This window comes from Psychrobacter jeotgali, assembly GCF_904846315.1.
GTDB lineage: Bacteria > Pseudomonadota > Gammaproteobacteria > Pseudomonadales > Moraxellaceae > Psychrobacter > Psychrobacter jeotgali.
This window is the reverse complement of the sequence record NZ_CAJHAF010000001.1, coordinates 402,121-426,826: the sequence shown is the minus strand read 5'-3', so window position 1 is coordinate 426,826 and position 24,706 is coordinate 402,121. Positions and strand designations below refer to the sequence as shown.

At 41.0% G+C, this 24,706-nt stretch carries 18 protein-coding genes; 6 read left to right on the top strand and 12 right to left on the bottom strand.

What is annotated here, in order from left to right:
* Positions 1 to 67: 67 nt before the first annotated feature.
* The 9 genes from JMX18_RS01735 to JMX18_RS01695 form a co-directional block, all read right to left on the bottom strand.
* The gene (locus tag JMX18_RS01735; protein WP_201583112.1) at positions 68 to 499 is read right to left on the bottom strand and encodes a hypothetical protein; all 432 of its coding nucleotides are present in this window, start codon (positions 497 to 499) and stop codon (positions 68 to 70) included.
* A 94-nt stretch (positions 500 to 593) separates the two neighbouring features.
* Positions 594 to 1,877, bottom strand: coding sequence for a hydroxymethylglutaryl-CoA reductase, degradative (locus JMX18_RS01730; RefSeq protein ID WP_201583111.1), 1,284 nt, complete (start codon positions 1,875 to 1,877; stop codon positions 594 to 596).
* A gap of 468 nt (positions 1,878 to 2,345) precedes the next feature.
* Complete coding sequence (locus JMX18_RS01725; RefSeq protein ID WP_201583110.1) at positions 2,346 to 3,713, bottom strand: aminotransferase-like domain-containing protein; 1,368 nt, start codon at positions 3,711 to 3,713, stop codon at positions 2,346 to 2,348.
* 365 nt (positions 3,714 to 4,078) lie between these two features.
* Positions 4,079 to 4,330 (bottom strand): helix-turn-helix transcriptional regulator, encoded by a 252-nt coding sequence (locus tag JMX18_RS01720; protein WP_201583109.1) that lies wholly within the window; start codon positions 4,328 to 4,330, stop codon positions 4,079 to 4,081.
* A 175-nt stretch (positions 4,331 to 4,505) separates the two neighbouring features.
* A complete protein-coding gene (locus JMX18_RS01715; RefSeq protein WP_201583103.1) occupies positions 4,506 to 5,417 on the bottom strand; it encodes a recombination directionality factor in 912 nt (303 codons plus the stop codon).
* 126 nt (positions 5,418 to 5,543) lie between these two features.
* Positions 5,544 to 6,650, bottom strand: coding sequence for a YqaJ viral recombinase family nuclease (locus JMX18_RS01710; protein ID WP_201583102.1), 1,107 nt, complete (start codon positions 6,648 to 6,650; stop codon positions 5,544 to 5,546).
* 105 nt (positions 6,651 to 6,755) lie between these two features.
* Positions 6,756 to 7,751 carry a DUF932 domain-containing protein gene (locus JMX18_RS01705; RefSeq protein ID WP_201583101.1) on the bottom strand — a complete coding sequence of 332 codons (996 nt, stop codon included), beginning with the start codon at positions 7,749 to 7,751 and terminating at the stop codon, positions 6,756 to 6,758.
* Between the two features lie 23 nt (positions 7,752 to 7,774).
* Positions 7,775 to 8,080, bottom strand: a complete 306-nt coding sequence (locus JMX18_RS01700; protein WP_201583100.1) for a hypothetical protein — start codon at positions 8,078 to 8,080, stop codon at positions 7,775 to 7,777.
* Positions 8,081 to 8,208: 128 nt separating this feature from the next.
* Entirely contained in the window at positions 8,209 to 9,123 is a 915-nt protein-coding gene (locus tag JMX18_RS01695; RefSeq protein ID WP_201583099.1) for a YagK/YfjJ domain-containing protein, read from the bottom strand.
* Between the two features lie 430 nt (positions 9,124 to 9,553).
* On the opposite strand from JMX18_RS01695, the gene JMX18_RS01690 reads away from it, so the two are divergent.
* The 6 genes from JMX18_RS01690 (at position 9,554) to JMX18_RS01665 (ending at position 20,145) form a co-directional block, all read left to right on the top strand.
* Entirely contained in the window at positions 9,554 to 10,741 is a 1,188-nt protein-coding gene (locus JMX18_RS01690; protein WP_201583098.1) for a hypothetical protein, read from the top strand.
* A gap of 468 nt (positions 10,742 to 11,209) precedes the next feature.
* Entirely contained in the window at positions 11,210 to 12,730 is a 1,521-nt protein-coding gene (locus JMX18_RS01685; RefSeq protein ID WP_201583096.1) for a type I restriction-modification system subunit M, read from the top strand.
* On the top strand, positions 12,720 to 13,904 hold the full coding sequence (locus JMX18_RS01680) for a restriction endonuclease subunit S (protein ID WP_201583094.1): 1,185 nt from the start codon (positions 12,720 to 12,722) through the stop codon (positions 13,902 to 13,904). The genes JMX18_RS01685 and JMX18_RS01680 overlap by 11 nt, the downstream gene beginning before the upstream one ends.
* 176 nt (positions 13,905 to 14,080) lie before the next feature.
* Positions 14,081 to 15,430, top strand: coding sequence for a KAP family NTPase (locus JMX18_RS01675; RefSeq protein ID WP_201583092.1), 1,350 nt, complete (start codon positions 14,081 to 14,083; stop codon positions 15,428 to 15,430).
* Between the two features lie 516 nt (positions 15,431 to 15,946).
* Positions 15,947 to 19,315 (top strand): type I restriction endonuclease subunit R, encoded by a 3,369-nt coding sequence (locus JMX18_RS01670; RefSeq protein ID WP_201583090.1) that lies wholly within the window; start codon positions 15,947 to 15,949, stop codon positions 19,313 to 19,315.
* A 2-nt stretch (positions 19,316 to 19,317) separates the two neighbouring features.
* A complete protein-coding gene (locus JMX18_RS01665; protein ID WP_265088803.1) occupies positions 19,318 to 20,145 on the top strand; it encodes a M48 family metallopeptidase in 828 nt (275 codons plus the stop codon).
* A gap of 166 nt (positions 20,146 to 20,311) precedes the next feature.
* Here the strand turns inward: JMX18_RS01665 and JMX18_RS01660 are convergent, their stop codons facing one another.
* The 3 genes from JMX18_RS01660 to JMX18_RS01650 form a co-directional block, all read right to left on the bottom strand.
* Positions 20,312 to 21,334, bottom strand: coding sequence for a fimbrial protein (locus JMX18_RS01660; protein ID WP_201583088.1), 1,023 nt, complete (start codon positions 21,332 to 21,334; stop codon positions 20,312 to 20,314).
* A complete protein-coding gene (locus JMX18_RS01655; RefSeq protein ID WP_201583086.1) occupies positions 21,331 to 23,895 on the bottom strand; it encodes a fimbria/pilus outer membrane usher protein in 2,565 nt (854 codons plus the stop codon). The genes JMX18_RS01660 and JMX18_RS01655 overlap by 4 nt, the downstream gene beginning before the upstream one ends.
* Before the next feature lie 85 nt (positions 23,896 to 23,980).
* Positions 23,981 to 24,706, bottom strand: coding sequence for a fimbrial biogenesis chaperone (locus JMX18_RS01650; RefSeq protein ID WP_201583084.1), 726 nt, complete (start codon positions 24,704 to 24,706; stop codon positions 23,981 to 23,983).

Genomic DNA, 24,706 nt, shown 5'->3' with positions numbered 1-24,706 from the left:
TCTATCTTTAGCTAATTACTAAACTACTCTGACGTAAGTGCTCATCAGAAATAAAATCATTTATTCATCATGATTGTTTCTTCACAATTGCTTCAGCTTCCTGAAACACCGGCATCAGTTTTAATAAATCCAGCTCTTCTTTAACCTCAGAAGGTAGGTCGTTTACACTAGTGTAATTAGGATCGTCTCTTATTAGCTCAACAATAAACTCTTGGATATTTTCGCTGTTATCCTCACTACTTGCTATTACTGTTCTCGCAGGTTTAAACATAACTGAGCAAATAAAGCCTGATAGCAAGCAGCCTCCTAAACCAATTAGCATCGCATAACCATTTAGAAGAGTTGGATCTCCAGATAGCGAAGACATATAAAATTTGGCTAATAAAAAAGTGCCTGTACTCACTACGCTACCTATCACTATAGCGAATAGCATTGACCTAAAATTAACCGTATCACCCCATACTTCTACCAAGTTGCTCCCTGAACTTTCCATATTCATGTTCATCCTTTTCACCATATACAGTTTAGAGCGACTGTCTAGAAGTAAGCATTTAGCTTCGTACTTAAGTCTAGACTGAACTCTTCTTAGTTTTCTACATACTGGTATTGCGTAAGCTTGCTAATATTTCCTCAGCCACGTCTATACGTATCTTACCGCCCTGGATTAGTAATTCAGTTACTTTATCGATTTCATCCGTAGTAGCTCCAGCCATCGCGACTATGTTTTTTGCATGTAGTGACATGTGACCTTTTTGAATACCTGTGGTTACTAATGCTTTCATTGCAGCAAAATTTTGGGCAAGTCCAACAGCACAGGTAATTCTAGCCAGTTCATCTGCAGACTCAATACTAAGAATCTCCAAGTTCTGCTGAGCCGTTGGGTGTACTTTGGTAGCACCACCAATCAAACCTACCGCCATGGGCAGCTCTAAACTGCCGCATAAATTACCGTCTTTATCGACACTCCAACTAGATAAACTACGATATTGACCAGTTCTGCAAGCGTAAGCATGAGCACCTGCTTCTATCGCACGTGTATCATTGCCTGTAGCTAAGATAACAGCTGATATGCCATTCATGATGCCTTTGTTATGCGTAGCTGCTCGATATGGATCTGAATCCGCAAATCTATATGCTGACAACATGGCGTCTCTAACTTCCTCCCCTCCTATTTCATCGGTATTCCAAGTGGCTCTTGCCATAGATAACCGTTTATCTGCAAGGTTGGATAAAATCCTCATATTCGCTTTGGTACCTGTCAGGTTCTCTAACACTGGCGATAATGCTTCAACCATAGAGTTCACCGCATTTGCACCCATAGCATCGCAAGTATTTACAAGAATATGGACGATGACATTATACTCATGGCCATTATCTAAAACTTTTACCTCCATGCCCCTGAATCCGCCGCCTAACTTAACTAACAGAGGATCTACTTCGTTGCATATGCTTTTAATATCCTCCTCATTCTCAAGTATGATTTGTTTAGTGATCATGGGATTAAGAACATTAATCAATTGAATCTGGCCGATCATTATAGGTTCAGAGGTATAAGTATAAAAACCTCCAGTATTTCGGCACTGTTTAGCAGCATTACAAACAGCAGCAACAACTGAAGACTCTTCAGTTGCCATAGGAACAAGCTTATCTTTACCATCGACTATCATATTAGTGGCAACGCCCACAGGTATATTCATGGTTCCGATTGCATTCTCAACCATATTGTCGACGACTTTGAAGTTAGTATTGCCTGTGTCTAGAAAATGCTCTTGATTGAATGCGCTTTTTCCTAAAAAATCAGATATTTTGTCGAGACGCTGCTGGTGTTGCAGCTTGTGAAAACCCGCAAGTCTTGAAGAAGAGGTTAAATTTTCCATAGGGATACGTCCTGTAAAACAATTCCATGAAGAAGGGTTTGATGGGCATTTGATATGCTTTCTGTACTAGAAAAAATTAGATACGCACCAAAAATGCCTTAGTATAAATCTAGCTAACTAAACCTTCAGGTTTCTCGTGGCAATGCCACTTCAGCTAGTTACTATAGAAATACCATGAGTTTAGTCTTCCTCCTAGGGTACAGAACTACTTTTTCACTTGAAACTGTACCCATTTCTATAGCTAGCTGTCGTCATTGAGAATAAGAATTACGTTTTTTTTCAAAAAAATCGAATAAGTTTTTAGCTATTAATATTGCCTTAGTAGAATAGTTTTATGATATAAACTTAGACAACTTTGCACTATCGCTGAAGGCTATATTTGACTTTGATTTAGTCAGGAGGGTTGTATATATAAGGCCTATGCAAACACAGATTAATTGATAGAAACCTAGTAACGAAGCACCAATTTTATTCTCTATTAAAAACCTCCTTCTCAAGAAATCTAACAGTGGTTTGATCTACATAAAACTTATTAATTCTTAATGCGAAGTAGCCGTTTTCTGTAGGAAAGAAAAGGTTTCCCGGAGCAATAAAAATACTATTACTCCTTGCGTGCTTAAGTACTTTTCTGTCGTCCATTGGAATACGGAACCATAAGAAATGGCCTCCAGGGTTGTGAGGATAAAGCTCTAAGCCTTCGACTTTACTTAAGTCCTTTATCGAGTCAGTCGACTTCTCATATGATAGATTTTTGAAGGTTTGTAAATGATTGTTTAAAGTACCGCTACTTATCAAGTGATTAAGAATATTCTCAATTATTGACGATGTATTAATAATCGTTATCATTTTTAAGCGTGTGAGTGACTTTATCAATTTCGTAGATGCGACTATAAAACCACATCCTAATGAGGCTGAGACTGTCTTCGAAAAGCTACTTAAATAAATTACAGGAGAATCTTCACCAAAAAGATAGCTGGCTGCATTATTCCTAATCAACAGAAACGGGTCATCTTCGACAATAAGGACATTATTCGCCATACATACTGACTTAATAGACTTTATATTTTCTACTGTTAAATCTGTTCCTGTAGGATTGTGAGCAAAGGGCTGTAAGAAGAAAACCTTAGGATTACTCTTTTTAATTATCGTCTCTAAACTATTAACATCTATACCGAACTTAGTTCTTTTTACAGCGATCACATTAACTGGATTTAACTTAAGTTTACTAAATAAAGGGTAGTATCCAGGAGATTCTACTATTACGTTATCTCCTTCAGTTAGAAAGTGCCTAATGATCAAATCCAGACTGTGATTAGTTCCATACGTCATTAATAAATTCTGTGGTTCAACGCTAAGAGAGTGCTTTTTGAGTATTTCGACAATAAATCCTCGAAGCATGCTGTTCCCGGCTGGGTCACCATAGCCGTAGTCAAAATATAATGGTTTTTCTCCATAATTTGGATGTCCTAAATAACTATCTAGATTCAAATTATCCATATATTCTCTAGGGTATCTTCCTTCACCAGGTCTATGGTTATATTCATTGACTAATTGTTGTTCTAGTAAATCGACTCCATTGTAAAAATTAGTTAAATCTAACATAGTGCTATGAGTTTCTTTATTGGATAAATCCTCACTGACATAAAACCCTGACTTAGGAAGCGCCTTGATCCAACGTTGTTCTAATAAAATATTATAAGCATTCACTATAGTATTTCTTGAAACCTGATATTTCTTTGACATAGCTCGAATTGAAGGTATTTTATCTCCAACCTTTTTTCTACCAGATTTAATGTCATCAATCACCAATAGACATATTTTTTCGAACTTCTTCAATTTTAAACTCCGTTTTAAATAAAAGACTCATTAGGCATCATAGCAAACTCTTGAAAGTATATCGTTTGAACCTCCTAATACTAGGAACTGCCATATTACTTTAACCAATCTTGAACAGTAATATCAGCATAGCTTAAATAAGTATGTGCCAAAATGGACGGTTATGGTATTTACGATTATTTTAGTAATTTGGATGGCTCTAGATACCTTAAGCTTAAAAGAAACAAAGTAATTTGTCAGCAATGATGGTGATACTCTAAATATGTCTTCTTCTAAAATCTTTTTAGCATACTTATGAATTCAGCAATCAAGGTAATAAAAAAAATAAACCGCCCTACTCTTAGAGTAAAGGCGGTTTGACATGGTTAGACTGAGCGCTCACTGATCTTAGTATTAATCCATTCTGCAATCTCACTCGCGACCCACACTACCCTTACCTGCGTAAGCTGTACCTTCTTAGGGAACGTTGGATCATAACGATCAGACTTCTCATTGATCATTTCATAAATTGTAGAGCGACTAAGACCAGTATAATGACCAACATCCTTAATACTTAATAGCTGTGGTATATGATTGCACTGCTCGATTACTGGCTGTGTTACATTTAGATTTTCCATGACTTGCTCCTTATAAGTGAATGAGAGCGTGTCCTCTCATATACTTACCGAGACCTATATTTTTTTACTGCATCCCATACCGTCCGACAGTTAGCCTTTGATGCAGCTAATAAAAAAAAGGAGCTGAATAAATCAGCTCCTTTTTATGTTGTATCCATTAACGGCTGTGGCTGGACTAGCTCACCGCTGTCACACTTTGCCGTAGTCCCTGCTCAATGCTACTCATCTCATGAGTGGCTAGCCCATTTTGCCTGTGTTCTTGCTGCTGTTGATTAGTGTCACTACTCTCGGCTGGGTAAAATTCTTCAATAGCGGCAAGTGCCTCATCACTATCGATCTCAAAGGCTGAGTTCACATACCCTTGTTTGGCGACTGCTTCTAAGGCGGCTTGATCAAAGCCGTGCTCACTCAGCTCACGATCAATTGCTCCAGCGTGTTGTACTGCATCCTTAAGCGTGACGCCCTCACGCAGGGTTAAGTCCACAAAGTAGATTGGCGTGCGATAGCTTTGGGTGGTACTTTTACCTCTTAGAGTTAATTGCAGTGGCAAGCATGACAGCTTATTGCCTGATACCGCCGCAAAGTAGCTTAAGCGTGCGGCAAGCGTTCTAATACTATTAAAGCCAGTAGTGCGAAAGATAAAGGTACCCAGCTCATCGTCTTCTGATAGATTCACATACAGACGACCATAAGGTTTACAGGCTCCGCCTTGTGCTAATGGGCAACGATCAGGGGATGGGCAAGGCAGTTGCTCAACGCCGTTACTTGTGCGACGTTGACACTGCTCACCATCGCCGACGCATAACGGTCTGCCTGTTTGCCGATCAAATAAGGTGTATTCAGCACGTAGGTTTAGCTCAGGATCGTTAAACAACATCCGTACTGGTATTTGTCTGAGCTTATCGGTTGTACCCTTACGCAGCTTGGCGTCTAGTGGATGATTGACCCAGCCGTCTTTATTTTGCACTTGGCTGGTAATGGTGAATTGATCGTCTTTCGCAGGGAGACGCTTGCCATCCTTTTGAATGACACGGCCAATGCTGATTCGACCTAAGACGGGTGGGGTTATCGTGAGACCTTTAATCATGGTGGTATTCCTTAAATTTAATAAATTGGTTAAGACATAAAAAAGCCCACCGATTCTGGTGGGCTGTTATGCGCTTATTTTGGTTGTTTGATAAGTGGATTGATTTGTAATTAATGAGATAAGTACCTAGTCGTTTAAGATCACAAAGCGTCTGCTACCTTGCTTGGTTTTACTAAACTCACTCAATAGCTCAGGGTGGGCTTTAAGTACTGCCTTGTTATCCAAGCCAATACTGTCCTTCGAGCGCTTCCAAGAGATCGCGCCACTTGAGAACACCGCAATCTCGTTATCAGCAATCAGCGTTTGCAGCTGGTGCTTCACCTGATCATGACGCTGTTCCATTTCTTGCATGGAATTACGGTAGCTCAGTAATTGCTCAAACAACTTATTGGCCCCGTCGTCGTCTCGCAGATCAATCTTGCTTGACGGCTTAGGGCTTGGATACAGCAGTTTTAACGCTTTGGCTGCAGATTCAGAATGATCAGGGGTGGGTGGCGTGTCGGTTTCTACATACTGCCAGAACAGACGCTCATGCTCGATGATGGATTCAATCAAGCGCTCGTCACGCTCAACTTTATAAATCTTAGCCTCGTGTCCACACAGCAGCACACAGATATGAGCAGCCGTTTTACCTGTCACTGCTAATTGATGTTGCACTTGGCAAGTGACGTATAAAGGTACGCCATGCTTCCAGAGCTTAGCGCCATGTTCACCAGCGGTTTTACACTCCAGTATCTGTACTTCGTCACTACCTGTTACGGCATAGTCTAAGTTAGCCAGCATAAAAGCTTTATCAGCATCAGGATGCTGCAAGATGGCATTAACGCGCCGTACCTTATTGCCTGTGTGTTCTTGATAGTACTTAGCCACCATTGGCTCTAAAGTATTGCCCCAATACAAAGGCGAGTACCCTTCAATGCTCTCATCGATGTCTGAGCTCATGCGTCCTGTCTTAATCATCCATAGCTCAAGCATAGAGAGATACGGATGAATACCGCAAGCAGCAGCGGCGTCAGAGCTGCCAATGCCTTGCTTGCGTACTTGCAGCCAGTCCTCATGGCTTAAGTCTTTGGTGTTGATCAGACGTTTGGTCGTGGTTGAGGGTTTAGATTGATTGGTTTTATCAACAGTCCTATCTTGCTTTAGCGGTGTTGCTGTTGGCTTAACCGTAACAGTTGACCGTTTAGCGCTTAGCTGAGTGCGATTGGTATTGTGTAAAGCGATAGTTTCCATGATAGATTCCTTATAAATGGATTAGTGAATGTGATTGGTTGAATAAACGGCATAAAAAAACCACGCTCAAGGGCGTGGTTTAATCATTAAGTTTCATACGCTGATTTAGGCGATCATCAATAGCGCTTGCTCTAAGCTTTTATCCTTTAGCTTCGCCCCAGCCCCAAACCAAGCAGAATCCAAACGATGATCCCTCGACATGGCACGGCGTTCATGATCCACAAATTCTGTCATCGCAGATAGTAGCCCATAAGCGGTATCTTTAGCAGAGGCCAAATCAGCACCGCGACCTTGACCGTTAAACATCGTCATTACCTGATTCATGGCACGAGCATTAGGCACTGCTTCTTTCTCCTTCTTAGCGGTATTAAACAGAATCAGGCCATCGTCCTGCACATCGTTAAACACACGGTTTAAGTAATTGGCTGCTTCTGCTTGGGTGACTCGTCGATTGGTTAATTGCTTCATCTCATAGTTAAAGTCATCCCACTGGCTGACGGACACGCCCAATTGCTGCTTGACCTTCTGCGCATCAAAGGTGGTGCTGTGCGGTACTTTCACCACGCCGCCGCTGCCATTAGCCAAACTGATCGCTAAGGTGTTATTACATACCACCCGAATATTGGTGAACTGTGCGGTGGTCGCAAGCGTGCCGTCACAAGCCGTTGCTAGTAGTAAATAACCATGACTGACATCACCACCGCGTAGGGTTGCTGATTGTCCCGTACGCGCGAGTGCCCAGAACTTACGGCCACCCTTTAAGACGCCTGCGGTTTCAAGCTCAAAGTCTGCTTGTTCGGTCAGATCACGGTAAAACTCTAAGATCTCACTCGGCTGTACTTCTTGATAGCGCTGACTGACGACTGATAATGGCTCAAGCGTATCAGAGCGGTACAATACCTTATTGTTGTCAAAAGGCATGATCAGGTTTTGGCCTTTGTCATTGGTTGCCATATAGCTGACATCGGAGGATTCGATACGCCAATCCATACCCGCCTCACGTGCCCAGATCTCGATAGGCTGCTTAGGCGATAGCTCTTGCCCTAGGCCATGCCAAGGGGTGTCACCGACGTAAGCCATAGTTTCGATTAAATGTGCCATAAGAATATTCCTTGTGTTGTTTATTAAATTGAGGGGATGTAAAAGCGTGATTCATTCACGGCGTGATAAACGTGAGAACACTGATCACAGCGATAATGCTTGTGAGTGATCGGTCGTGTGTGATGAGGTATTGCCTGCTCAATAGCAGTGGCTAAGACACTGCCAAGCACAACACCGATGACAGGGTGGATATTGAGTGACTTACATAAGCCAATACTGAGAGGGACGAGTACTGCAGGTAAGACTGTTTCACTCACCAGTGGGTGACTGGTAGCATCTGTCATCTCATAGACTGCAGTGGACTGACAGCGTGGACATACTGGTTTCATAAGTGCTCCTTAAATTTAGGGCATAAAAAAAGGCCTGCACGAGGCAGACCTTGGGAAAGGGAGTATTTAGATCAACCACTCACAAAGCGTGAGCGGTGGTATCTCATGAATGTAGTATGTATTTGAAATTAGTTTGTTATGGGCGGTAATCCACGACGCTTATTTGTACGGTAAATACCATGACCAAAGGTACGCATGCTAGGCAACCATACTTTTAAGTGCTGACCCACCTTATCAGGTTTGGTTAAGTATAATGCCGTACGCACTGCATTCTCGACTTGCTGCGGATTATCTCGGTGGATCATACCAATACCTAAGTTACCATATCGTCTATAACTCTGCTTAGTCTCAGCGTCATGGTAGTTATAGTAAGTACCAGTACCTTCAGTGATGCTCTTCCATTTCTCACCGACTTCTTTCGCTAAGTAATAATCACTATTCCTTTCTGAACCATCATAGATGAGCAGTAAATGACAATGCAGACCGCCATTCTTATACCCTTGCTCTAAAGCCCAAGCGTTACCTTGCAAATGCTCAAAGCATGTCTTCTTATTTCCTATGAATTCTCTGAGCTTAGTCATGTGATCATTAAAGTCTTCTATAGTCACCATATGACTCGTTTCTTTCAGATACATCAAGTCCACTCGAATGAACAACAGCCTTGAGTAGTGATTCAGCAGGTTTCTAACGTAGCTTTCGAGCTTCTTTCTATTCTGACTCTCTTGATAGCGCCAAGCGTTATCCTCGGTCTCAACGTCCTGTTTATAACAAGCTATGTTATTAACGAATTGCTGTGTTTTACTGTGATCCCAAATAACATCAGACGGGTATAAATCACCGACAATAGCATCGGTACTATACACAAATGAGTCGATAGTCTGTGAGTAGAATAAATCAGGATCAAAGGTGGACATGAATGGTTGATACAACCTATTTAACTGGTTTTTAATCGCTTCGAAACTAAGGGTAAGAGACAATACCTGTCTAACGAGTTTATCAACGTTATCGATGAGTTGTGATTGGCCTATGAGTGAATATGACATGAGATTCTCCATTGGTTTTAAGGTTGAGGTGGTTGTACATAATTATCAATGGAGAGTGTTATTTTTTACTGGTAGGTATTGAGTATTAGTTAATAATATAAATAACCCACTAAGCAGGTTGCGTACCAGTGCAAGTTGCTTTTTTGGGTTGTAACGTTTGGATGCGAGTGAGACGTGTGATTTGAGAAATTTGAGAGAGATGGAGTTAGGCCGAATAATACTTAAAGTTTAATAATTTATTAAAACCGTTAATATTATCGTATATATAGCTAAAGCCCCGATAAATATTGCTTCTAGCGATATAGTAACTACGTAATTATTACGTAAATACTATCTTAGTATTACTATAAAACTATTGAAATGGCACTGTTGTATCTTTCAAATATTAGTAGTATATTATTAAATTACCACTCATTTTAGGGATATAATTGTGGATTCTCACCTTAAGAGCTGTATCGAGAAGCTTAGTTACAGAGAAACTAACTTCATACTCTTTGGTTTACGATACGACCAACCTACCACCATAGTTCCTGGCGATAATAAATACTTACTATCCCTTCTTAACAGGGAGCCTTACAAAAATAGCAATATAATTCAAAATATCTGCGACCTTATTCATGGAAAAATAGTTAATGACGAACTCTTTTCTTGGGTCAAAAGTGACTTAAGAGCAGCCATATGGTTGGAGAGTTTCTATCATAACTATTATATGGACTATTCAATTCCACAAGCTCATTTTTATTTTTTAAACGATTTTTTAGACAACCTCATATTTAATATTGATATAACTTACTTTACACCTCAAGCATCTAACACAGCTCAACCGCAACAATCTATAGGCCCATATGTAGAATCTAGGCAAGGTTATGCACTACAAGAGCCATACATGGGATATCCAGCTCCAATTCATCAACGTTTCTTTAGGCAAACATTTCCACAGCAGTATTATCAACACCAGCAGCAGCAACTTCAATCTACTTCATCATATCCTCAATCTTTTCAAGGCGTTCAGCAACAACCTCAGCATCAGCTTGTACCAAATCAAGATGATTTACAGTATGGCTACCGGCAACCTCAGCAGCAACAAAACTTAATGAGCGATGATAATAATGCATATGATCAGTCACCATTTTTTCAATTTAATTTTGCAGTACAAGAGAAGATTAACTTTTTGAATCAAGCCAAAATGGTATACATAAGAATTATGACTACTCGTAAGGATACTAAATGGCTAGATAAAGGCAATGAAGACCAAATTTATTGGGCAGTTGAATATCTTAAAGAGCATAAGGTTTTGATCATACCACCATCCTTCCACCCTTCTAGTATTGATGATATTTTTGACCAGATATGTGCTAGCCTTGATGCTATGGATTCATATTTATATAAATTGCATCAGCATTATGAAGTATCTATGAATAAGTACTTATTCATATCTAGAATGCGCAAGGCTTGGAGTCAGAAAAAATTTAGAGATAAGAGAGATGCTGAATCTGCTCAAGACCTACTTTTACCAAAAGCAAGTAAAAAGAAATTGTTAGAGCTGTCTAATAACTATGGTATAAGTTCAGTTGAGATGCTTACTAGTCTCATCGACTCTGCTTATAAGGATCAATGATACTGAAAGTTAGGTTTTCATGCTACGATAGATTTATTTTGCAATTGCTAGTCAATCTCGAAATCTAAACTTTATGTACACCAGTATGTACACTTTATATTTAATAATTTTATTTATCCAATTAAATCAATTACTTAAGTTATAATAACTGTTCCGGCTCCGGGTACCATTATAGTAGTACAAAAAACCGCAAATCATAACGATTTGCGGTTTTTTTATGGCTGACTTTTATTAGCCATTTTATTCAGTTAAGCTTCCCCCGAGTGACACCCCTGCCTCAACATACTTTAAGTCAAGAAACTCTATATCTATGCGACACTTACTGTCGTACCCTGCTAAGATTGCGATAGACTAAAGCATGTCAGTCAACTACCATAGTGCACAAGATGTGATTCAACCCATTTATAAAGCTATAAAATATAATCCTATTTAAAACCATTAAGTCTCAATTGAAGGAAATACCCTGCCATGGCTGCAACCCCTACCTCCTCTATTAGCCAAAGCGAGATTAACAAAGCGGTTTGGAATGCCTGTGACACCTTCCGTGGGGTGATCAGTGCCGATACCTATAAAGACTTTATTTTGACCATGCTATTTTTGAAGTATTTGTCCGATGTCTATAGAGACGAGTACAACACCCTGATGGCAGAGTATGGCGATGCCGATTTGGTCAAAGAGCTGATGAGTAACCAGCGCTTTGTGTTGCCAGATGGCGCTAGCTTTTGGGATTTATATGAGCTGCGCCATCAACCGGGCAACGGTCAGCGTATTGATGAAGCGCTACATGCGATTGAAGAAGCCAACGGTAATAAGCTAAAAAACGTCTTCCAAGATATCAGCTTTAACACCGATCGTCTGGGTAATGAGAAAAAGAAAAACGAGCTGCTACGGCATTTGCTAGAGGACTACGGTAAAGAGGTGATGAACCTAAGCCCCTCTCGGGTCGGTAGCTTGGATGTGATTGGTAATGCCTATGAGTTTTTGATTAAGCACTTTGCGGCCGATTCGGGTGCCAGTGCCGGCGAGTTCTATACGCCGCCTGAGGTCTCCAACCTACTCGCCACTATCCTAGAGCCTGCCGAGGGCGATGCTATCTGTGATCCAGCTTGCGGCTCGGGTTCTTTGCTGATTAAGTGTGGAGCCATGGCCCGTAAAAACTCGGGCAGCCGAAACTATGAGCTGTTTGGTCAAGAAGCGATTGGCTCAACGTGGGCACTGGCCAAAATGAATATGTTCCTCCACGGTGAGGACAATCACCGTATCGAATGGGGCGATACTCTGCGCCATCCGTTGTTGCTCGATGATAAAGGTAATCTACTGCGCTTCGATGTGGTGACCGCCAACCCGCCCTTTTCACTGAGTAAATGGGGTCATGAAGATGCCACCGATGATCCGCATGGTCGCTTCCATCGCGGTATACCGCCCAAGACCAAAGGCGACTATGCGTTTATTACCCACATGATTGAAACGTTAAAGAACGACAATGGGCGTATGGGTGTGGTGGTGCCGCATGGTGTGCTGTTTCGCGGCTCCTCTGAGGGCAAAATCCGTCAGCAGCTCATTGAAGAGAACCTACTCGATACGGTGATTGGCCTACCCGAAAAGCTATTCTTTGGGACAGGAATTCCGGCAGCGATATTGGTATTTAAAAAGAGTAAAACCGATAAGACGGTACTATTTATCGATGCCAGCCGTGAGTTTGACTCTGGCTCGAATCAAAACAAGCTTACTGAGGATAATTTGGCGAAAATTATCGATACTTACCAAAAGCGCGAGTTTGTCGATAAATACGCCTATCTTGCCAGCTTTGATGAGATAGCGGAGAACGACTTTAACCTCAATATTCCGCGTTATGTCGATACCTTTGAGGAAGAGGCGGAGATTGATTTGGAAGCGGTACGTAAAGAGCGTTTGGCGCTTAAAGCGGAGTTAAATACGTTAGAAGAAGAAATGGCAGGGTTTTTAAAGGAGTTGGGTTATGGTGCCTGATGGGTGGAATGAAAAATCCTTAGTAAATCTATTAGATAAAATAATAGATTACAGAGGACAGTCTGTACCGAAAGCCGATAAAGGCATTCCTTTAATTACTGCAAGAAACGTAAGATTTGGATATTTAGACTTTTCTAATAAAGAATATGTACATGAAGATGAATTTGAAAATTGGATGTCTAGAGGTATTCCTACTGTTGGCGACATATTGTTTACAACAGAAGCACCTTTAGGTATGGCTTGTCGCTTTCCTGAGACAGGAAGATATGCTGTAGCACAAAGAACGGTTACTTTAAGAGTCAGTAATAAGCTACATTCTGACTTTCTTTTATATTTCTTACTTTCGGAGCATGGGCAGCGACTAATAGATATAAGATCTTCAGGTTCTACAGCTAAAGGAATAAAATCTGCTGAATTAAAGAAAGTTAAACTCCTTCACCCTACCTGCATTAATGAACAACAAAAAATTGCCAAAATCCTATCTACTTGGGATAAAGCGATTAACACTACTGAGCGTTTGATTGAGAACAGTACGCAGCAGAAAAAAGCCTTGATGCAGCAATTGCTCACGGGTAAAAAGCGTTTGCTTGATGATGAGGGTAAACGGTTTGAGGGTGAATGGGAAAAGGTTAAGTTAAAAGACTGTGCCACAAGCTTAGATAACAAAAGAATCCCTTTGAATTCGACCAAACGACAATCTATGCAGGGTGACATTCCCTATTGGGGTGCTAATGGCATCCAAGGTTACATCAATAAATATATTTTTGATGAACCTATAGTCCTCTTAGCTGAAGATGGAGGTAATTTTAGTGAATTCTCTACTCGTCCAATAGCTAATATTTCTTATGGTAAGGCATGGGTCAATAATCATGCTCATGTACTTAAAGCGAAGTCAAATACGATAACTGAATGGTTATATTATTCATTAGTTCATAAAAATATTCTAGCTTTTGTTAATGGCGGTACAAGAGCAAAGCTGAATAAAGGTGACATGCTTTTAATACCTATACCTCTCCCACCTCTCAAAGAACAACAAAAAATCGCTGCGGTATTAATCAACGCTGATAAAGAAATTGAGTTGCTTAAGCAGCAGTTGGCGGATTTGCAGCAAGAGAAAAAGGCGTTGATGCAGGTGTTGTTGACGGGTAGGAAAAGGGTGCGGGTTGATGGGTGATTTTGGCGTAGGGTGCGGTTAGTTTTTAGATGCTCGTAGAGAATCGCGAAAAACGTAACCCACCGATTTTCAGTTTTCTTAATTACTCGGTGGGTTACGCTGCGCTAACCACACCCTACAGCACCATATATTTCTGCTGAATTGTATTTTGATTATAGTTAAAGAGGAAAGATAAAATGGATATGGATATTACAACGAAAACGTTTGAAGATCGCGATGAGTTTAGACGTAAAAGTATCGCTGAAAAAGCTATCAAACTTCTAAAATCTGATATAGATATTTCACCAATGGTCATTGATGGCAGTTGGGGAACAGGAAAAACTGAGTTTTGCCATAAACTCATTAATTTAATGAAAGAAGATGATACACATAATATAATTTATATTGATGCCTTTAAAGCTGATCATATCAACGAACCTTTAATGACAGTACTTGCAGAAATCATCAAGACATTACCAGAAGACTCTACACGTGAGAACTTTATAAAAAAGGTATTACCTGCGATAAGATTTGGGCTTAAATCGCTTGCTAAAGCTGGTGTATCTCATTTACTTCGGCAAGACTTTTCCGATGTTGCAGAAAATTTTAATGAAGAAATTGAAAATGCGACCGATAAAGCAATTGACGCTACAGCTGAATTAATCCTAAAAGATCATGTAGAAGCAGAGCATAACCTAAAGACGTTGCAAGCAGCATTGACCGCAATTGCAACTGATAATCCAATTATTGTATTCGTAGATGAACTTGACCGTTGTAGACCAAACTTTGCAATTGATATGCTTGAAATTATTAAGCATACCTTCGATGTTAAAAACGTCAGTTTTGTACTTATTACTAACACTCAGCAATTAAGAGCCTCTATAAATCATTGCTACGGTCAAGCAGTTGATGCGCAACGTTATTTGGACAAGTTTATAAAATTTAGATTTGAATTGTCTATTCTTTCTGATAGAAGTGTTCATTCTCCCATTATAGCTTCTAAACAACATTTCTTTACTCTTGCATCAGAAAAACAATGTTTACCTGATGATTGCTTGAATGGTGACTACTTTAGAGGCGCGATAGAGCATTTAATACGACATCAGAGTCTTTCTCTCAGGGAGATTGAAACATTAATTTTACATATACAAATTGTACAAGGTCTTTCTGACTCAAAAGTTTTTGTTGAAAGAAATTATCTTGGTTACACGTTGCTACGATTAATTGGCGTTATGTTAGTTTGTTATCGACCAGATTTACTAAGGCAAATTAAAAAGGGTAACATTGATGCCAATTCGCTAGGAGAGTTTTTAGGCGTTGAAAGAACTCCAACCTTTGAACAAGGATTGGGAGCATTAGAAGTTTTTGAAGTTATGATGATATTTATTGCAAAAGATTGTAATAAAAATACTGAAAAATATATTCTGCCAGAAAAGTATGATGACTCTTGGAAATACTATGTTGTTGAATTTATGGGACGTTCTTTAACCTCTGGAATGGCAATAGGTGAAATAGTTAAAACAGCAAATATTATGGCTTTTGAGTGATAGTTGCATAATCTGAGTTTTTAACTCTGAGAAACGTTGAAAAGTTGTCCTGCATTTTTAGTTTCGTAGGATGCGTAGGCTGGGTTTTTAACCCAGCTTTGAGACTTTGCAGAATTACAACGCTGGGTTAAAAACCCAGCCTACAAAAAATTCTTTGCCAAAAGTGAGCAAGTATTAAACAAAGCACTGCTCTGTCCAAGTGCAAGATGTAAGCGGCTTTTGCCGAGGGACGAGGCGCGAATGCAGTTTTAAAGAACACCGTCCCATGACCTGCATATTTCCCCACTTTTAAAGCATTCAAATCTCGAGGCTAATTTTTTAAGTTTTTGCTTTTTAATTTCTATTAATCTACATTGACACAGCAAAATCAGTCAACTACTCTATACCTAACATAACCGTCACGCTTAGTGCCCTTTGGGTAACGCGCAACCATGACGGTTTTTTGTTGCCTTTTTTATGACAGTATCAGCTACAATTAATATAATCAAACAAACGCTATGTCTAAAGTGGACAGATATGACCAACCCAAGCTCTAATATTAGCTGCCATGCAGCCATCAATTTCGCCGAAGAATTTAGCGCAAAGATTCCTGCCCTTACCCTACTAATGAATTTGGGCTATCGCTACCTCTCCCCTAAAGAATGCTCAAAGCTACGTACTTTGCGAGCCACTAGCGTACCAGCTGACTCAGCAACCAATAGCAGTAACCAAGTGCTGCTATTGCCGATACTGCGTGAATTTTTAGCCAATCAAACCTTCCCTTTTGAAGGTCAGCAGCATTCTTTATCGGAAGCAGGTATCAACAAGATCATCAGCGAGCTAAATCCTGCGATGAATCTTGGCTTAACCCGTGCCAATGAAAAGCTATATGACGCCCTACTCTATGGCGTCAGCGTCACTGAATTTATCGATGGTAAAAGAGCCTCGCCGACTATCCAGCTCATCGATTGGGAAGATATCGACAATAACGCCTATCATGTGACCGAAGAGATGGTCGTACAAAACACCGATGCCACGGGTAACGTGATACCTGATATCGTCTGCTTTGTAAATGGTCTGCCACTGGTAGTGATTGAGGCCAAGCGCCCCGACTCCAATAACCCGCAGCAGTCGACCAATAGCCAAGCCATCTCGCAGCACATCCGCAATCAAGGGCAAAAGTACATTCCGCACCTGTTTGCTTATAGTCAGCTACTGCTTGCGGTTAATGGTCATGAGGGCTTGTACGGGACTTGCGGCACTCCTGAAAAGTTTTGGTCCAAGTGGATCGAAGAAGAAATCAGCGAGGCTGAATGTTATCGTTTAAAGAACCAGCGTTTAGAAGATGCTCAAATTGACCACTTGTTTGCGCAGCGTGGCACTTATGATAAGCAGGAATATCAATCACTGCTTGATGCAGGCGAGCTAGCCGTCACCGATCAAGACCGACTGATTATCAGCTTACTGCGCCCAGATCGACTGCTCGATATGACCCGCTACTACACTTTGTTTGATAATAAAGCCGGTAAAATCGTCGCACGCTATCAGCAAGTCTTTGGCATCAAAGCCCTAGTCAAGCGTATCACCCAGTTCGATGAGCGTGGTAGCCGTGAGGGCGGTGTGATATGGCATACCACCGGCAGTGGTAAATCATTTACCATGGTGTTCTTATCCAAGGCGCTGATTTGGTTGCCAGAGCTGGCAAAATGCCGAGTATTTGTGGTCACTGACCGTATCGATTTAGAAAACCAAATTGCCCGTACCTTTATCGCAGCAGGAGCGCTGAGCGATAAAGATCGGCGCACTGCCAAAGCTTTATCAGGTAGAGACTTGGCGAAGAAAGTAGGTAAAAGTAACGAGCGTATTATATTTTCTATCATTAATAAGTTTGGTGCCGCAGCGCAGTACGATGACTTTTATAACCCCAGTGAAAACATTATCGTCTTAGTCGATGAAGGTCATCGTAGCCAAAACGGTGAGAACAATATCCGTATGCAACAAGCGCTGCCTAATGCAGCCTTTATTGCCTTTACCGGTACGCCTTTGCTAAAGGACGATAAGACCGAAAATAAATTTGGCAGCATCATTCACTCCTATACCATGCAGCAAGCGGTGGCTGATAAAACCGTCACGCCCCTGCTCTATGAAGAGCGTATCCCTGAGCTTAATACCAATGATATCGCTATAGATAAATGGTTTGATCGTATTACTCAAAAGCTGACCAGCGCTCAAAAAGCGGATCTGAAACGTAAGTTTTCCAAAAAAGGACAACTCTATCAGGTTGAAGGGCGTATAGAGCTGATCGCTCATGATATCTCTGACCACTTTCAAAACTTTAAACAGCAAGGCTTAAAAGGTCAGCTGGCCTGCGACTCAAAAGTGTCTGCCATTCGCTATAAGCAGGCTTTGGATACCATTGGTAAGGTCACATCAGTGGTGGCGATGTCCCCTCCTGATACTCGTGAAGGTCATGAAATTGTCGACGCCGAGAGTAAGGACATCGTACAAAACTGGTGGCAGGATAACGTGGCGCCCAAATACGGTATGGATGACACTCAATATACCAAGGACATCATCGCTGCCTTTGGCGACGACCACAGTAATGGCAATGGCCCAGATATTATGATCGTGGTAGACAAGTTATTGACTGGCTTTGATGAGCCTAAAAACACCGTGCTGTATATTGATAAACCTTTAAAGGGTCATAATCTGATTCAGGCCATTGCTCGGGTGAATCGCCTACATAGCAAAAAGCAATTTGGTTATCTGATTGACTACCGAGGTATCCTAAAAGAGCTGGATACCACTATTGAGAAATACCAAGATCTTGCCGAGCGTACTCAGGGTGGCTTTGATATTGCAGACTTAGCGGGTATGTACCACGCTATGGATTCTGAATATAAAAAGCTGCCGATGCTACATAAGAAGGTTTGGGCTATATTTTCAGAGGTCGCTAACAAACAAGATGGGCATGCTCTCCGCCAATCTCTATCGCCAAAAATGGAAGAAAGAGACGGTACTATCATTGATACACGCCTAAAAAAACGCGATGACTTTTATGCGGCCTTGACTGAGTTTGCTAATGTGATGAAAGTAGCGTTACAGTCTGCTTCCTATTTTGAAGATAGCTTCTTTGACGGTAAGCGAGAGCACTATAAAAAGGATCTAAAAGCCTTTGTTGAGCTGCGCAGGCAAGTGCGTGAAGATGCCAATGAGACCATTAACTTTGATGAGTTTGAAGACGACATTCGTAACCTGCTCAACAAACATATTGCCGGTTTAGAGGTCAGAGAGCCTAAAGGCGCTTATCTAATCGGCAATCTGGGCAAAACGCTGCAAAAAGACGGCAAGCCTGAAACGCTGAGTGATCATGAAGCCCGTAACCAAACGGACAAGATTACCAGCCGTGTAACGAAGATGATTGAAGAGGATTTGGCGGATGATCCTTATGCGCAACAGCATTTCTCCAAGCTGCTCAGACAAGCCATTGAGGATGCCAAAGCCATGTTCGATGCGCCAGTCAAGCAGTACATGATGTTTGCTGACTTTGAAGAAGACGTTAAAGCTCGCAAAGTGCCTGATATTCCTAACGAATTTGTCGATGAATCAGGTAAACATAATAAACATGCTCAAGCCTACTTTGGACTATTCAAACACTTATTCGATCCAAGTATCTTAGCAGAAAATGACTTAGATAATGCAGCACTGGTTAGCTGTGCCTACGATATTGATGAGGTAGTGAATAAAGCGGTGGCAGAAAACTCACTGAATCCCTCACAAATGGAAAAAGACATCAGAGTGGGCTTGCTAAAGCTATTGTTCAAAGCTATCGGCACTGATAATGCCAAAAAACTGTCTGATAAAGTCATAGATATTGCTCGCCATGGCATATCTAGGGGTAACTAATCATGGTAATTGCCTTACTAAACGATGATAAGCAGCCCGTTAAAGATAGCATGTCTAGTAAGGATAGTAAGCCTACCAAATCTGCTGGGGTGCAGCACTATCTATACTATGGGCAAGACAAAATACGCTATGAGGTAGTACGTAAAGACCAAGCTCGTAAACTGCGTATCAAAGTACATCCCGATCAGCGGGTGATAATCACTGCGCCGCCGCGGCTATCAGATGCGTATATTGAGAGCGTCGTCAAAAAACGGGCGCGCTGGATATGGCAGCATCTACAGGACTTTGCCAAGCAAAAAAGCGACGTGCTGCCAAGACGCTATGTCAGTGGTGAAAGCCAATTCTATTTGGGCCGCCGATATGTACTCAAAGTCATTATCGATCCCACGCAAGCTGCTGGTGTAAAGCTTAGCCGTGGCAAACTAACCGTTAGCTTGCCTTGTGATGGTAGTGATAATAATGATCGCTCTATCAAAGTTAAATCCCTGTTAGAGGACTGGTATCAGGGCAAGGCTAAAGTGATATTTGCACAGCGCCTTGCTGCTGTACTGCCGCAAGCTCATTGGGTACATAACTCTCCTACCTTCAAGATACTCTCGATGAAAAAGCAATGGGGCAGCTGCTCTACTCAAGGCCATTTAATCCTCAATCCGCATTTGGTTAAAGCGCCTAAAGAAAGTATCGACTACGTGATCTTGCATGAGCTCTGCCATATCAAAGAGCACAATCATAGTGAACGATTCTGGCGGCTGCTCACTCAGGTGATGCCGCATTGGAAGGCGGTTAAGACCCAACTCGATAGCATGGCTGAGTTTTATTTAAATGAATAAAGGCTATTAACAGAAATCCTGTAGGGTTGAAAAGGCTCATTCTAGCCTGATATATACTTAATGAATAATCTCGATTTGAGCCTTGTTCTATTAAACACTAAATAAATTATTAATAAAAACAATAGGTTAGAGTTAGGAGTCAAATAGATGGCATTTAGTGCTGCAATCAATCGTACTCGACCGTCACCGTCGCTACCGAGCTGACCTTCCCTGCCGTAATATCTGCATCAGTTTGATAATAACTGGCACTCAAAGGGACATTATATTGAAGGCTATCATTGGACTTTAACACCCCTAGCTTGAGTTTTTCATTCTTGGCAATGGTTTTATTAGTATTGTTATAACTGGTTTTTAATTGAACACCAACGCCTCGCGCTTTGGTTGATGCAGGTGCATTATTATTAATAACATTGGTAGTATTAGGCGCTGCTGTATAATCAAACTTTAAACTAATTACATTGCTCTCTTGATAGCCTGTTGGGTTTTCACCGCCATTACATAAAAAGTTTAGATCAAAAGCTTGCGCCGCTTGGGTAGAACCGACACCTTTGAAATCATACTTATTGACTGTAGGGAGTTGAACGGTCTTATTAACCTCTCCTAAAAGCTCACAGGAAGAGGAAGCAATCGTAATAGCACTCCCATAGACCGTACTTGTTAGAAATGGATTATTGACATCATCACGCGAGTAATAGCTACTATACCTACCTGCAGTTAGAGCACCCGAGCCTGTCGAGCTCGCCGTTTTAATGATCTCAACAATAAAAAAACCTTCTCCTAATCTATAGGTGGTATTACTAGTCAGAGAACGATTATAAGGATAGTACCCTGAAAAGTTTGCAGCACCCGAGCCAGCATTCCTGTATAAACGAATACCAATGCCTTCGATATTGGTATCATAAACAGCATCACCGCCTGCAGGACTTAATAAAGGGTTTTGAGAGAGCTCCGCTTGGATTGTGCCTCCAAAACGATTACAAGTAATTGTAGATCCATTAGCAGTAATAGGAAAAGAAGCACGGCGCAACACCGCTCCGACGGGATCACTTGGTCTAACGACCACCCTGCCTACATTCATACTGATGTCTACTGAATTAAATCTCCTGTCTGCTGTACATGCAGCATAGGACTCTAAGCTCAAAGTACAGCCTAGCAGTATAAGAACACTATTTAAGAGCTTATAATTCATTGACACAAACCTTCTAACATCAGTATATTTTTGTCACTCTGCTGAGCTTGAGTGGTGACATCATAATCTATATTACATTGTTCATTTGGCTCTTCACCCCATTTTACGGTGACGGTATCAGCCAAAGTATTGGTGCGCAAATAAACCAAACTACCTTGAGCAACCATGCCTACGTACTCCCCTTTTGAATCGAAGACTTCAGCTGCAAAAGGTAAGGTCTCACCATTCGCATTTAAACTTTTGATATACAGCGCTTTACCTGATTTGGTAACGAAATTAACTTTAGATATCGATCCGGCATAAGGCGCTATACGCTCACTGGTACCTTCTAACTCTACATCTAAAGCCATACCTTCAGGATTTAGAACGATCTCATTCAAACGATAAGGAGTCACATAAGGAATCACAGCATAGCCAGATTTATTAATAGTCAAACCCTTGGTGTTATTTACTTTAGCACCTGCAGCCTCTGGGGCATAAACCAAGACCATAGTTTGACCTTGATCTGGACCAAACAGTATACCATCAGAGTGGGCAACGACATTGCCTCTAGCGGTTAGTGAAACTTGCTGGTACTGATCTGAAACCCCATAGGAGCCGCCTAAGGTGGTAAAGTTATTACGGTATTGAGCATTAACATTTAAGCTTGACCGATCTTCATAGTCTGTTGACACCGAAGCTCCATAATTGAAACGATCCCCAGCCACTCCACTCATACCAATCGTAGTATTATCTTCTGTATGAACTGAGTTTAGATTGATAGCGTTGCGTTTGAATGAGAGAGGTAAAGATAGCGTTAACATATACTCAGTATCATCCTCAACATGGTTTGTGGCTTTGTTTTCTATCATCCTTCTATTCGCTGACAAACCATAATTAAGGTTGCGATAGTTATTACTATAACCAATTTGATATTGCTTTGAGGTCTCTTCACGATCCCAGTAATCTACCCAAGAACCTGTAGCATACAAATTGCCCCAAGCCTTTGGTAAGCCTTGATTTAAAGTTACTTGCAGCTCACTACGCTGTTTACCAAAAAACCCAGAGCTTACCCCTCTTTTTTCTAGCTGTTGAGCCAGCAGTGCATCACGTAAATTATAATAGTTTTCGGTTGAATAACGGTATGCTGCTAAAGTTAGGTTAGTATTGGTCGGGGTAATTAATTTACTGTAACTAAGACGATAACTTTGTCCTGTTTCTTGCTTGCGCCGTTTAAACTCTGTTTTAGAATGGGTAACATCTAATGCAACTGCTCCTATCGGGGTTGCAAATGCACTACCTAAAGTAATTGCGGTATAATCCTCTGATCCCTGAAGGCCACCATAAGCCGTTATACGATTATTGATGCCACGTTGATATTGACCCTGAGCAATGAATGGATCAGCATCAATATCTGCATCACGAAAATTACCGGTCATTAATGAATAGCGGCTCATTCCTGGCCGTAGCATTTGTGCTACTGAAGCATAAGGCACTGAGTATTTCTGGATATCACCATTAGCTTCAACAATAGAGACTTCAAGCTCACCCCCAAAGCCCGTCGGGTATAAATCATTAATCTCAAAGCTTCCCGCAGCTACTGTGGTTTGATAAATCAATTGGCCTTGCTGACGAATTTCAACTTTGGCATTAGTTTTAGCATTGCCACGAATTCTTGGCGCATAACCAAGCATACTACTAGGTAGCATGCGATCGTCGCTAGCAAACTCTGCTCCACGATACCCAAACGAATTAAATAACTCACCATTGGTAAAGCTATCACCTAGTGTTAGTACCCCTCTATATTTAGGAAAAGCACGCTGTGCATAGGTACTAGTAGCATTATAAGTTGACTGAGACTCTCGGTTATCGGTCTTATCTTCCCACTTCCACTGCCCATTATGGCGAAACTGCCAGTTTGCCAAGTTTGCTCCGGCATTTAATGATAAAAATGCGTTGGTACTGTCTGCATTATTTGTTGATTTGTCATAGGTTTTATAAGTACTGGCATTGTAAGATACAAATCCTGCATTAATACCACGATCCCAAACACTAGGATCGACATAACCACGTGCATTTTTTGCCATCGCAATTTGAGGTATGGATATATCAAATCTTAAGTTTGAAGTATCGAATTCATAAAAAGCGTCTTCAACCCACTCACCAAGCTTCTGACAACTCTCATTGCTGGTTTCTAGTCTTTTCTTAATGAGCTCAGCTTTTATCCCATACTCAAGCAATTGCTTTGAAGAAAAGCAAGTAGAAGAGTTTCTATCATCTTCAGTGCTTTTAAATACAATCTGATGTTTACCAAACCAGTTGCCATTGACATAGATATCTACGTTGTAATGGCCGGGCAAAATAGTATTACCATAAGCGAAGCGACTGACATCTATTTTTTTAGCATCGCCTATTAAAAAGTCGGAATTAAACTCAGCGTTAGTAACGGCGGAGGTAGCTTTACTATTACTGGCATCATCGGCACTTGCCAATACTGGCAGGCAAAGGGTAATCACACCACAAGCTAAGTAGTATCTAAATTGTCGCTTCATAGACTCATAAGTGTGTAATGTATTTTGCATAGCATCGCCACCCTATCAGCCATCTAATAGGTTTTTGGATTATGTTGTTTTGGATACTTATAGTTCGAATACTGATCAAGAATATTTACTTAATAGTATGATTGACACGCCCACCATAATCATTGATCGTAGTAAACGTCATATTCTTCAGACTAGGATTTTTTAATAAAATACTCTCTTCAGCAAAAGGTTTTAGCATCAGACCTTCTGGCAAGATATTAGTACGCTTGCCCAATTCTTCTTGGGTTATAGCGGTTATGGTTATATGAAAAGGCGTTGGGTTTTTGGCTAGTAAGGTCGATCCTTTACTATTCCACTGAATTTTTTCGGGTGCTAATGTCACATCCTGTTTAATATCGCTAGGTCGATAAAAGAACTTGATACGCGACCTTACTGCCAATTGTAAAAAATTATCAGGTGAAGCGCTTTTATCTTTTGCAGAGGGCTTTGGGGGTATATCCAAAACATTTAACCAAAATAACGTTTCTTCGGTTTTGCTTAAGGCATCCACGGTAGGCAAACCGGTTATGCGTATAAACTGACCCTTTTGAGCTTCGACACGTGTTATCGGAGGCGTAATGACAAAAGGGGCTTTTGATTGATCTGGAGTCGACTGTGGATCACCTTCATCAATCCATACCTGTACTAAAGAGGGGCTTTCACCATTATTACTTAGTTGCAGCGTAATCTCACGGGCATCAGAAGGATAAACGGCACGCGTTCCATGAATAATAATTTCAGCATTAACTAAGCTAGAGGGGATTAAAAGCGCAATGAGGCATGTTCTATAAAATAACTGTCTCAACGACAT

Coding starts and splice junctions, on each gene's coding strand:
- JMX18_RS01735 (WP_201583112.1), bottom strand. CDS start 499: ATGAATATGGAAAGTTCAGGGAGCAACTTGGTAGAAGTATGGGGTGAT.
- JMX18_RS01730 (WP_201583111.1), bottom strand. CDS start 1,877: ATGGAAAATTTAACCTCTTCTTCAAGACTTGCGGGTTTTCACAAGCTG.
- JMX18_RS01720 (WP_201583109.1), bottom strand. CDS start 4,330: ATGGAAAATCTAAATGTAACACAGCCAGTAATCGAGCAGTGCAATCAT.
- JMX18_RS01715 (WP_201583103.1), bottom strand. CDS start 5,417: ATGATTAAAGGTCTCACGATAACCCCACCCGTCTTAGGTCGAATCAGC.
- JMX18_RS01710 (WP_201583102.1), bottom strand. CDS start 6,650: ATGGAAACTATCGCTTTACACAATACCAATCGCACTCAGCTAAGCGCT.
- JMX18_RS01705 (WP_201583101.1), bottom strand. CDS start 7,751: ATGGCACATTTAATCGAAACTATGGCTTACGTCGGTGACACCCCTTGG.
- JMX18_RS01700 (WP_201583100.1), bottom strand. CDS start 8,080: ATGAAACCAGTATGTCCACGCTGTCAGTCCACTGCAGTCTATGAGATG.
- JMX18_RS01695 (WP_201583099.1), bottom strand. CDS start 9,123: ATGTCATATTCACTCATAGGCCAATCACAACTCATCGATAACGTTGAT.
- JMX18_RS01685 (WP_201583096.1), top strand. CDS start 11,210: ATGGCTGCAACCCCTACCTCCTCTATTAGCCAAAGCGAGATTAACAAA.
- JMX18_RS01680 (WP_201583094.1), top strand. CDS start 12,720: ATGGTGCCTGATGGGTGGAATGAAAAATCCTTAGTAAATCTATTAGAT.
- JMX18_RS01675 (WP_201583092.1), top strand. CDS start 14,081: ATGGATATGGATATTACAACGAAAACGTTTGAAGATCGCGATGAGTTT.
- JMX18_RS01670 (WP_201583090.1), top strand. CDS start 15,947: ATGACCAACCCAAGCTCTAATATTAGCTGCCATGCAGCCATCAATTTC.
- JMX18_RS01665 (WP_265088803.1), top strand. CDS start 19,318: ATGGTAATTGCCTTACTAAACGATGATAAGCAGCCCGTTAAAGATAGC.
- JMX18_RS01660 (WP_201583088.1), bottom strand. CDS start 21,334: ATGAATTATAAGCTCTTAAATAGTGTTCTTATACTGCTAGGCTGTACT.
- JMX18_RS01655 (WP_201583086.1), bottom strand. CDS start 23,895: ATGCAAAATACATTACACACTTATGAGTCTATGAAGCGACAATTTAGA.
- JMX18_RS01650 (WP_201583084.1), bottom strand. CDS start 24,706: ATGTCGTTGAGACAGTTATTTTATAGAACATGCCTCATTGCGCTTTTA.